Raw genomic sequence first — 8,654 nt, 5'->3', positions numbered from 1 at the left:
TTGCGGAAAAACTTTTTGTGAGTGTGAAGACCATTGAATCTCATTATGCCAATATTAAAAACAAACTCGATTTGAAAAATTCTCATGAACTGATTCAGTATGCCGTCAAATGGTGTCTTGCTGAGAAAATCCAATAAGCCTGGGAAAAGCAGTTGTGTGGCTTTTTTCAGGTCAAGGTTTTGAAATTGTTTCAGATTGAGGCGGGAGTCCATTCACCTGGAAGGAGGCGTAGCAGACGCTACGTTGACTGACGGGGGAATGGCTCCCAACGAAGAGCTGGGACAATTGCAGAAGCTTGCTAAATGCGGCTACCGCCGTATTTAGGATAAGAGAATCCCCCACCCCAGAATACTGCCCACCCCGATTGTAGATCATCGCTCCTTCTTGTACTTACCACACAGTTAATACAAACAAATTTGAAATAAGAATTTTTCTTATCTCATAAACAAAGGGGAACTATATGAATCCAAATAATAAAGAAGCGACAGGCGAAAAGAACAATCAACCTGGAAAAGCTCCTCAGCAGGATTTAAGGACGGGCAATCAAAATCTTCAAAGCAAAGATGCTTCACAGGATACCTCGAAGGGAACTTGTGCAAAAGAGGGTGATAAGGCGCCTGTTATTAATCCGATCATTGCTCAGAAGCCAGCTAGCGGCGATCAAGCAAAGCATGTTCAATAGTGAGTGATGGTCATTACCGGCCCCGAGGGGCCGGTTTTTTTATCACAAACAAATAAGGAGCTTTCTATGTTGGGAACAATTTTAACGATATTTCTTATACTCCTAGTAATTGGAGCCCTACCCACCTGGCCCCATAGCCGTAATTTCGGTTATTACCCCAGTGGCATTGGAGGCATCCTACTGATCATCGTCATTATTTTGCTGTTGATGGGGCGTATTTGACCACCATGCTGGTGTTTATGAAAGGCCTGTCTTGTAAATAGCCAAGCCCACTAAGGGAATTCCCCAGCCTAGAATACTGACTCCCCCGATTGTTATTCTTCAGAAAGAAGATCTATATATCATCTGGAAGTTACTCATAAACAATCTATTGGAGGTTATCTATGCAAAGCCAATTAAAGGAAAAAGTAAAAGAGATGCACATCGGAAAAAATCTGAAGGAAGGCGCTTCCGCGTTGGGAAGTGATATCAAAGCGATGGGAAGGGATGCCAAAAAAGTTGCGGGTGAGGCGGTGGAGCATGTTCGAAAGGGCACGAAAGAAGTTCTTCAAAAGGCTGAGAAAAAGTTAAGCTAATAAAATGAAAAGGGAGAATAAAGATGAATATCATCCGAAGAGTAATGTTGGGAAGTTTTCTGGTAGTCGCCGTGTTGGCGAGTCCGCTACACGCAAGGGCGGCAGATGTTAGAATAGGTATCGGCTTACCTCTCTTTTATCCGGAGCCTGAGTTCAGATATGATCAAGGCTACTATCGCACTCGGGACAATCACTACTACCACTACGACGAAGACCGCAGGGGTTGGCATTATGGCCGGAGCCATAAGGAGGGCCTGAAGGAAGAAGAAAGGCGCCTGAAGCGGCAGGATCGTGATCTTGATCACGATAGACATCATAGAAGATGGTAGAAGGGAAAAAACGGAGGTTTACTATGAAAGAAACATCAGCCCTTACAGATATCAAAACAATTCGACAACGGGCACGCGCACATATTGAAAATGGAGCCGTGACAGAGAGCTATAAGGCAGATCGCAAAAAAGTGCTTCAACTCCTCAATGAAGCTCTGGCCACCGAAATTGTTTGTGTGCTCCGTTACAAATGCCATTATTTTATGTCTTCCGGAATCAATGCCTCTCAGGTGGCCGCTGAATTTTTAGAGCATGCCCAGCAAGAACAGGCCCATGCCGATCAAATTTCGGAACGTATCGTGCAGTTGGGAGGGAAACCCAATCTTTCTCCTGAAGGATTGTTGGGTCGCAGTCACGCTGAATATGTCGAAGCGGAAGATTTGAAAGGAATGATCCGAGAAGATCTGGTGGCGGAACGAATTGCCATCGAGAGTTATACCGAAATGGTTCGCTACATTGGCGATGATGATCCCACCACCTGTCGGATGCTGAGAGAAATTTTGGCGATGGAAGAAAAGCACGCCGATGACCTGTCCGAATTTTTGAAGGTCATCTAGGCAGGCCACTCTCAAATGATTTACAGGGATCAGCTTGCAAAAACCTTCTCCCGTATTGCTCAGGCTCTCAAAATTTCCAAACACGATGAGCGCCCCTTGGCTTATATCGTACAGATTATCCGGGAACACTTTCATGCCGAAGTTTGTTCACTCCATGAATGTCACCAAGATACTTTAACTCTTGCCGCGATAGATAAATACAACCCTTCCCTTGAAAAGCGTAAACCGCAGGATCCGCAAAAGCTGCAAGAGCTGATAGCTCTCGTGCTCGAAAAAAGAGGAGCTGTCTTTGCACAAGACAGGGCGGCTGTGCCGCTTGTCTATCAGGAAAAAATTGTAGGCGTACTTACACTTCAAAGAAATCAGCTCAATGGTTTTGATCTTCCGGAAAGACAATTTCTGGAGTTTATTGTCTTGCAGCTGGCTGGAGTGATTCAATCTTTAACTATTGCGGAACGGGCAAAAAAAGAAATGAAGAAAAATCAGGCATCCTTGGTCTTTCAAGGCATTGCCGTTTCTTCTGGTTTCGGTATTGGCCCTGCGCTACTGCTTCATGAGGGAATTACATCCACCGTTTTTTCCAAACCTGATCTCTCTTCTCAGAGTACCCAGAGCGAACAGGGCAAGCTTAAGGCGGCCTTACAAAAAACCCTGGAGGATTTGAGTCATTTGGAAAAAAGCGTAGAAAAAAAATTCTCCAAAGAAGAGTCCGATATTTTTTACAGCCAGCAGATCATGCTTTCAGATATCAATTTCCTGAAAAAGTTGGAGAGTTCAACGGATCAAGGCAAAAGCGCTTTGGAGGCCGTGGATGAAGTTCTCAAAGAATACATGCATCAGTTTAGTAAAAGCAAAAATCCCCGTTTAGAAGAAATAGTCATTGATTTTAAAGAATTAAAACAAAGGATTTTAAAAAATCTTTTGGGGATAGAATCCCATCAAGAAAAAGAAAATTGGACAGGAGTGCTCGTCGCACACTCTCTCGGCCCATCGGACACCATTCACCTCGACGCCAGCAAGCTTTTGGGAATTGTGACGATGACGGGCGGACTCACCTCCCATGCAGCAATTTTGGCGCGTTCCCTGGGAATCCCTGCAGTGATGGGCGCAGCTGAGATTATGCAAAAAATTCATCCAGGAGATCTCCTGATTGTGGATGGAAGCAAGGGAGAAGTGATTGTCAATCCTGACAGCTCCAGCCTGGATGCTTATGAGCTTTTTGAAAAAAAACATGTAGCAGAACTGGTAGATCTGAATGCCACTGCCTCTGAAACCGCAGTCACCTTGGATGGTCATGTGATTCATCTGGAAGGCAATGTCAGCTTCATTTCGGATATCAAAAAATTGCGTTATTTTGGTGCAGAAGGAATCGGTCTTTTTAGAACCGAATTTCTTTTTTTAAAGGGAAAAAACCTCCCCAATGAAAATGAGCAATTTGATATTTATTGTCAGATCATTAAGGAAGCCGAAGGACTTCCCGTCACCTTTCGTATTTTGGATACCGGGGGAGATAAACCTATTGAAGCGCTTTGTATAGAAAAGGAAACCAATCCCTTCCTGGGTTATCGCTCCATTCGCCTCATGCTCTCTCATCCCGAGATCTTGAAGATACAATTGAGGGCCCTGCTCCGTTCCTCCGCCTTTGGAAGCATTCGTCTGCTGATCCCGATGATTTCAGGCATGGAAGAAGTCGATGCCACCAAAAAAATTTTGGAAGAGGTGAAAAAAAATCTCTCCGATGAAAATATTTCTTACGATCCTCAAATTCCATTTGGGCTAATGATTGAAGTCCCTTCGGCAGTGGCCATGGTTTCTCTCTTAGTTCAAGAGGCCGATTTTTTGAGCATAGGAAGCAATGACCTCACCCAATACAGCTTGGCAGTCGACCGAAATAATGAACGAGTCGCCTCCTTTTTTGAGCCCTTGCACCCTGCTGTGATCTCCTTCATCTCTCAAGTTGCATCTGCAGGATTAACGGCCCAAAAACCCGTGGGAATTTGTGGCGAGATGGCAAGCGATCCCTTCGTCATTCCGCTGCTGCTAGGCCTGGGAATTAGCAGTCTCTCGATGATCCCCTCCAGTATTCTAGTAGCAAAAAAACTCATCCGAAATCTGAATCAGCAAGAAGCACAGGAAATGGCAAAACAAGCCTTACAAGCCTCAAGAATTGAAGAAGTGAAATCTATCTTAAGACGTTTTCAGAATTGAGATTCCCTCTGACCCTCTATTAGGGATTAAAGGTCCTTTTTGTATATTTTCCCTCTTGCACTGTTTGTGAATTAATAGATAGAATATACGTGCACATATATTTGGAGGGCCTATGTCTCAAATTGCGATTTATTTGGAAGAAAACATTCAAAAACAACTAGACCGTGCTGTAAAGCTGGAGGGTAAAAGCAGGTCTGCCTGGGTCAAAGAAGCTATTGTGGAAAAAATCAATTCGGGTTTGCCAGACTCGTGGTTCAAGCTTTGGGGCACTTGGGAAGACAATCGAAGTCCCGAAGAAATACTCAAAGACATCCGTTCCAATAATATTGGAAGCAAAAGAAGGCCCTTAAAATGAGTTATCTTTTGGATACCGACATTTGTATTTACCTTCTAAATGGTGGAAACGAAAAGTTGGCAAAAAAATTCAGGGAAAATAGCCGGGAAGTATTAGCCATCAGTACCATTACCGAAGCTGAACTTTATTTTGGCGCGCTTCACTCCCTAAAACCCCAAAATAATCTGGAAAGAGTAAAACACTTTATAGACCCTCTGGAAATTGCCCCCTTCGATTCAGAAGCCGCATTGCATTTTGCTGAAATCAAGCAGGCCTTGAGCAAAAAAGGAACTCCCATTGGAGTAATGGACATGCTGATTGCCGCGGTCGCACGTTCGAAGCAGATGACGGTGGTGACGAACAATCTCAAACATTTTAAAAATGTTCCACAACTTTGGGTGGAAAATTGGAGTTGAGTGGGGTTCCCAAGAAAGGTTGCTAAAAAAAATAATGGGGTTACAATAATCGCTCTTAAACCTTTACTTGGAGGTGCAGGATGTTTTTGCACTTTTATGGTTTTTTTCGATCTTTCCCCGGCCTGGTTCCCTTGGCCTCTGTGCTAGTCACTTTAATCCTGGGTTTTGTGGGGGCCCCTTTTATTTTATGGACCTTGGCCCTCGCTGCCCTGCTGATCGGCTTTGCTGCCCCAAAGGCCGTGCTGATTGCCTTTGCCGTGCTGGCTATCCTCTTTAATCTCAGGCCGCTGCGCGCCTTTCTGGTCAGTGCCTTTCTTATGGAGGGGATTAAGAAAATTTTACCCAAGATTTCTGACACCGAGCGAGTGGCCCTGGAAGCCGGTGTGGTGTGGATTGAAAAAGATCTGTTTTCCGGAAAACCTGATTTTAAAAAGATTTTGGCAGAGCCTTATCCCGAGCTGAGCCCCGAGGAAAAAGCCTTTCTGGAGGGGCCGGTAAATCGCCTTTGCGAGCTGTGTGACGATTGGAAAATCTGGCAGACCCGCGAACTTCCGCCAGCCGCCTGGGAGATCCTCAAAAAAGAAAAATTCTTTGGGATGATTATTCCCAAGGAATATGGCGGTTTGGGTTTTTCGGCCCTGGCGCACTCTGCGGTTATTCAAACACTGTCCTCCCGATCGCTTCCCCTGGCCGTTACCGCAATGGTGCCCAATTCTTTGGGGCCTGCGGAGTTACTCATTCATTATGGGACAGAAGAACAAAAAAAATATCTGCTTCCCCGTCTGGCACGGGGCGAGGAATTGCCTTGCTTTGCCCTTACAGAACCTGGTGCTGGGTCCGACGCCGCTTCTATTGTTTCCTCTGCCGTGTTGTTCAAGGGAGAAGCCGGCAAACTCTATCTGCGCCTCAACTGGGATAAGCGCTGGATTACCCTGGCGGCGATTTCTACTCTTTTGGGCCTGGCCTTCCGTTTGTACGATCCGGATAATTTATTGGGAAAAGGAAGTGATTTGGGCATTACCTGTGCGCTCATTCCTTCTAATACGAAAGGCGTGGTTTTAGGCAGAAGACACGATCCTTTGGGGGTTCCTTTCTACAACTGCCCCACACAAGGACAGGAGGTGATTGTCTCAGTAGATTGCATCGTAGGTGGTATTGCCTCCGCAGGCAAAGGCTGGATGATGTTGATGGAATGCCTGGCTGCGGGTCGTGGCATTTCTCTCCCAGCGCAAAGTTGTGGCGGAGCGAAACTTGCCGCCCGCGTGGCTTCTAACCATGCCTCTATTCGCAAACAATTTGGTATGCCTATTGGAAGTTTTGAAGGGGTGGAAGAAGCGCTGGCTCGTCTGGGGGCCTTCGCCTATTTACTCGAGGCCTCTCGCCGCTTTGTGTGCGGTGCCTTAAATCAGGGGATTAAGCCTCCAGTCATTACGGCCATTGCCAAGTACCACAGCACAGAACTGGCCCGTAAATGTTTTAGTGAGGGGATGGATATTATGGGGGGCTCTGGCATTTCTACTGGCCGTCGCAATTTGCTCGCCCATAGTTACATCGCCGCCCCCATTGGCATTACCGTAGAAGGCGCCAACATCATGACGCGTACCCTGATTATCTTTGGCCAGGGCCTGCTCCGTGCCCATCCTTATGTCTTGAAAGAAGTGGACTCAGCCGAAAAAGGCGATCTCCGCGGATTTGACCGGGCCTTCTGGGGACATGTGGGGCACGTGGTTCGAAATACCTTTCGTGCGGTCTTGCTCAGTTTAAGTCGGGGTCATCTGGCTTTTTCTCCCGTCCGAGGTCCGGTGGCCAAATATTATCGCAAGCTTTCCTGGGCCTCAGCCCGCTTTGCCCTGATGTCGGATATTGCGATGGGGGCTTTGGGTGGCCGTTTGAAATTTAGAGAAAAAATTAGTGGTCGCTTTGCAGATGTGCTTTCCTGGATGTTTCTTTGCACGGCCACCCTGCGTCGCTTCGAAGCCGAGGGTCGACGCAAAGAAGATTTACCCTTAGTTCACTATGCACTGCAGTATGGGCTCAGGCAGATCCAGCTTGCTTTTGAGGGGATATTCAAAAATATCGCAATTCCGGGCTTCTCTTGGTTTTTCGCCGGTATTTTAGGGGCCTGCTCTCGAATTAATCCTTTGAGCCCCGATGTTTCGGATTCCCTGTCTCATCAAGTGGCTGCTCTCCTGCAAAAAGAGGGCGAGGGACGCGATCGTCTCTGCGAGGGGATTTATTATCCCACTCGCGAAGGCGAGGCTCTAAGGCGCATGGAGACTGCGTTTAAGGTGATTAAAGCAGCGGAAGAAACCGAAAGAAAATTGAGGCTGGCCGTCCATTCAAAACGCCTACCCAAATTAAAAGGCAGCAAACTTCTGGAAGAGGCTTTAAGACAAGGCCTCCTGAGTGAAGCGGAAGTCGCCAATTTACAGAAGGCAGACGAGCTTCGAGAGGAAGTGATTGCCGTGGATTCTTTTACCCAGGAAGAATATTTGAGTCGATCGGGCGGATTTTAATTACTCATAATGGGTCCACATTCTTAACACATGAACTATTCTTTTTTGAGGGTCCACCGCGTACACGAGTCTATGCTGAATATTGATGCGTCGCGAATAAAAACCCTGGAGGTTTCCAACTAGTTTTTCGTAGTGAGGAGGTGTTTTGAAGGGGTTTTGTTCTAGTAGCTCGAGAAGACTTTGAGTTTTTTCTTTTAAGCCTGCCTGCTTCAACTTCTTGGAATCCTTAACCGCTTTTGTGGAAAGTATGACCTGCCACTTTACCATTTTAGATCTTTCAGTTTTGTTCCTTTGGACAAAGGTTCTTGAGATGATTTTTGAATACTTTTGACCATTCCAGGAAGCCGGTTGAGGTAGAGAGTTTCTTCAATGGAGTTCCAATCTTCCTCTCCAATAACAAAAAACGATTCACCATTTTTTCGTTTTACTTTTACTGGCTGATGGTTGCTGACACACCAGTCTACGGTTTCTTTGAGTTTGGCTCGAAATGAATCGGATGATAATTCCATAAGAACCCCCTTCCTTTGTACGGTACTGGAATACAGTACTGAGATCAAGTGTTAAAAAAACTTAGCAACATTTCCGAATAAGCCCCGATGATACGAAAGTGACAGGTTTTGTACCCACTTTGTTTCTATCAAGAAAGGTTTCTTATGCTTAGACTTCAAAATACGATTTCAGCTTCTGGTCATGCAGCTGGCCTCGATCCTGTACGACACTCCCCCTCTCCCTTGCCCTTAATTCCCTCAAGATCTGAGCTGGCTTCTATTGTGTCGCCTTTGCAGGGCCTTTCAAGTTTTATCAGACCTATTACACATTATTTTCGGCACGATATTTTTACCCAACAATTTCCCGCTGAATTAGGCGTTGGCTTGCTTAGCGGCCTTGTAGGGGGTGGTTTAGGACGTTTTGTGCGAAATCGCAAGACAGGGACCCAGTGATCCGCAAGGATAGGGACCCACTCGGAGCGTAGCGACGGATCTTATTTTTTCTTTTTATAGGTGGGTCCCTATCGATGCAATTTGTTTTTTTCTGGG

At 46.0% G+C, this 8,654-nt stretch carries 13 protein-coding genes; 11 read left to right on the top strand and 2 right to left on the bottom strand.

The features are described from left to right. The 10 genes from HQM15_11745 to HQM15_11700 form a co-directional block, all read left to right on the top strand. Positions 1–137 (top strand): response regulator transcription factor (locus tag HQM15_11745; protein ID MBF0493437.1); only part of this gene is annotated, 137 nt, incomplete at its 5' end. A 323-nt stretch (positions 138–460) separates the two neighbouring features. After that, positions 461–682: a hypothetical protein gene (locus HQM15_11740; protein MBF0493436.1), complete on the top strand. Its 222-nt coding sequence runs from the start codon at positions 461–463 to the stop codon at positions 680–682. Positions 683–748: 66 nt separating this feature from the next. Further along, positions 749–904 carry a DUF3309 domain-containing protein gene (locus HQM15_11735; GenBank protein MBF0493435.1) on the top strand — a complete coding sequence of 52 codons (156 nt, stop codon included), beginning with the start codon at positions 749–751 and terminating at the stop codon, positions 902–904. 161 nt (positions 905–1,065) lie between these two features. After that, entirely contained in the window at positions 1,066–1,257 is a 192-nt protein-coding gene (locus tag HQM15_11730; GenBank protein MBF0493434.1) for a hypothetical protein, read from the top strand. 23 nt (positions 1,258–1,280) lie between these two features. Beyond that, a complete protein-coding gene (locus HQM15_11725) occupies positions 1,281–1,586 on the top strand; it encodes a hypothetical protein (protein MBF0493433.1) in 306 nt (101 codons plus the stop codon). Positions 1,587–1,609: 23 nt separating this feature from the next. Then, a complete protein-coding gene (locus HQM15_11720; GenBank protein ID MBF0493432.1) occupies positions 1,610–2,143 on the top strand; it encodes a bacterioferritin in 534 nt (177 codons plus the stop codon). A 15-nt stretch (positions 2,144–2,158) separates the two neighbouring features. Beyond that, positions 2,159–4,351: a phosphoenolpyruvate--protein phosphotransferase gene (gene ptsP, locus HQM15_11715; GenBank protein MBF0493431.1), complete on the top strand. Its 2,193-nt coding sequence runs from the start codon at positions 2,159–2,161 to the stop codon at positions 4,349–4,351. 112 nt (positions 4,352–4,463) lie between these two features. Beyond that, positions 4,464–4,706 carry a hypothetical protein gene (locus HQM15_11710; GenBank protein ID MBF0493430.1) on the top strand — a complete coding sequence of 81 codons (243 nt, stop codon included), beginning with the start codon at positions 4,464–4,466 and terminating at the stop codon, positions 4,704–4,706. Continuing rightward, positions 4,703–5,101, top strand: a complete 399-nt coding sequence (locus HQM15_11705) for a type II toxin-antitoxin system VapC family toxin (GenBank protein MBF0493429.1) — start codon at positions 4,703–4,705, stop codon at positions 5,099–5,101. Before HQM15_11710 ends, HQM15_11705 begins: the two co-directional genes overlap by 4 nt. 80 nt (positions 5,102–5,181) lie before the next feature. Beyond that, positions 5,182–7,617 (top strand): acyl-CoA dehydrogenase, encoded by a 2,436-nt coding sequence (locus HQM15_11700; GenBank protein MBF0493428.1) that lies wholly within the window; start codon positions 5,182–5,184, stop codon positions 7,615–7,617. On the opposite strand, the gene HQM15_11695 is transcribed toward HQM15_11700, so the two are convergent. Next, positions 7,618–7,884: a Txe/YoeB family addiction module toxin gene (locus HQM15_11695; GenBank protein MBF0493427.1), complete on the bottom strand. Its 267-nt coding sequence runs from the start codon at positions 7,882–7,884 to the stop codon at positions 7,618–7,620. After that, positions 7,878–8,126, bottom strand: coding sequence for a type II toxin-antitoxin system Phd/YefM family antitoxin (locus HQM15_11690; GenBank protein ID MBF0493426.1), 249 nt, complete (start codon positions 8,124–8,126; stop codon positions 7,878–7,880). Before HQM15_11690 ends, HQM15_11695 begins: the two co-directional genes overlap by 7 nt. Before the next feature lie 144 nt (positions 8,127–8,270). Here HQM15_11690 and HQM15_11685 point away from each other — a divergent pair, with 144 nt between their 5' ends. Next, complete coding sequence (locus HQM15_11685) at positions 8,271–8,558, top strand: hypothetical protein (GenBank protein MBF0493425.1); 288 nt, start codon at positions 8,271–8,273, stop codon at positions 8,556–8,558. Positions 8,559–8,654: the final 96 nt, after the last annotated feature.

The organism is Deltaproteobacteria bacterium (genome assembly GCA_015233135.1).
Taxonomy (GTDB): Bacteria; UBA10199; UBA10199; order JADFYH01; family JADFYH01; genus JADFYH01.
Note: the sequence above shows the minus strand (reverse complement) of the source record. Positions and strands in the feature narration are given on the sequence as shown.

Coding starts and splice junctions, on each gene's coding strand:
- HQM15_11710 (MBF0493430.1), top strand. CDS start 4,464: ATGTCTCAAATTGCGATTTATTTGGAAGAAAACATTCAAAAACAACTA.
- HQM15_11690 (MBF0493426.1), bottom strand. CDS start 8,126: ATGGAATTATCATCCGATTCATTTCGAGCCAAACTCAAAGAAACCGTA.
- ptsP (MBF0493431.1), top strand. CDS start 2,159: ATGATTTACAGGGATCAGCTTGCAAAAACCTTCTCCCGTATTGCTCAG.
- HQM15_11695 (MBF0493427.1), bottom strand. CDS start 7,884: ATGGTAAAGTGGCAGGTCATACTTTCCACAAAAGCGGTTAAGGATTCC.
- HQM15_11740 (MBF0493436.1), top strand. CDS start 461: ATGAATCCAAATAATAAAGAAGCGACAGGCGAAAAGAACAATCAACCT.
- HQM15_11705 (MBF0493429.1), top strand. CDS start 4,703: ATGAGTTATCTTTTGGATACCGACATTTGTATTTACCTTCTAAATGGT.
- HQM15_11685 (MBF0493425.1), top strand. CDS start 8,271: ATGCTTAGACTTCAAAATACGATTTCAGCTTCTGGTCATGCAGCTGGC.
- HQM15_11700 (MBF0493428.1), top strand. CDS start 5,182: ATGTTTTTGCACTTTTATGGTTTTTTTCGATCTTTCCCCGGCCTGGTT.
- HQM15_11735 (MBF0493435.1), top strand. CDS start 749: ATGTTGGGAACAATTTTAACGATATTTCTTATACTCCTAGTAATTGGA.
- HQM15_11725 (MBF0493433.1), top strand. CDS start 1,281: ATGAATATCATCCGAAGAGTAATGTTGGGAAGTTTTCTGGTAGTCGCC.
- HQM15_11720 (MBF0493432.1), top strand. CDS start 1,610: ATGAAAGAAACATCAGCCCTTACAGATATCAAAACAATTCGACAACGG.
- HQM15_11730 (MBF0493434.1), top strand. CDS start 1,066: ATGCAAAGCCAATTAAAGGAAAAAGTAAAAGAGATGCACATCGGAAAA.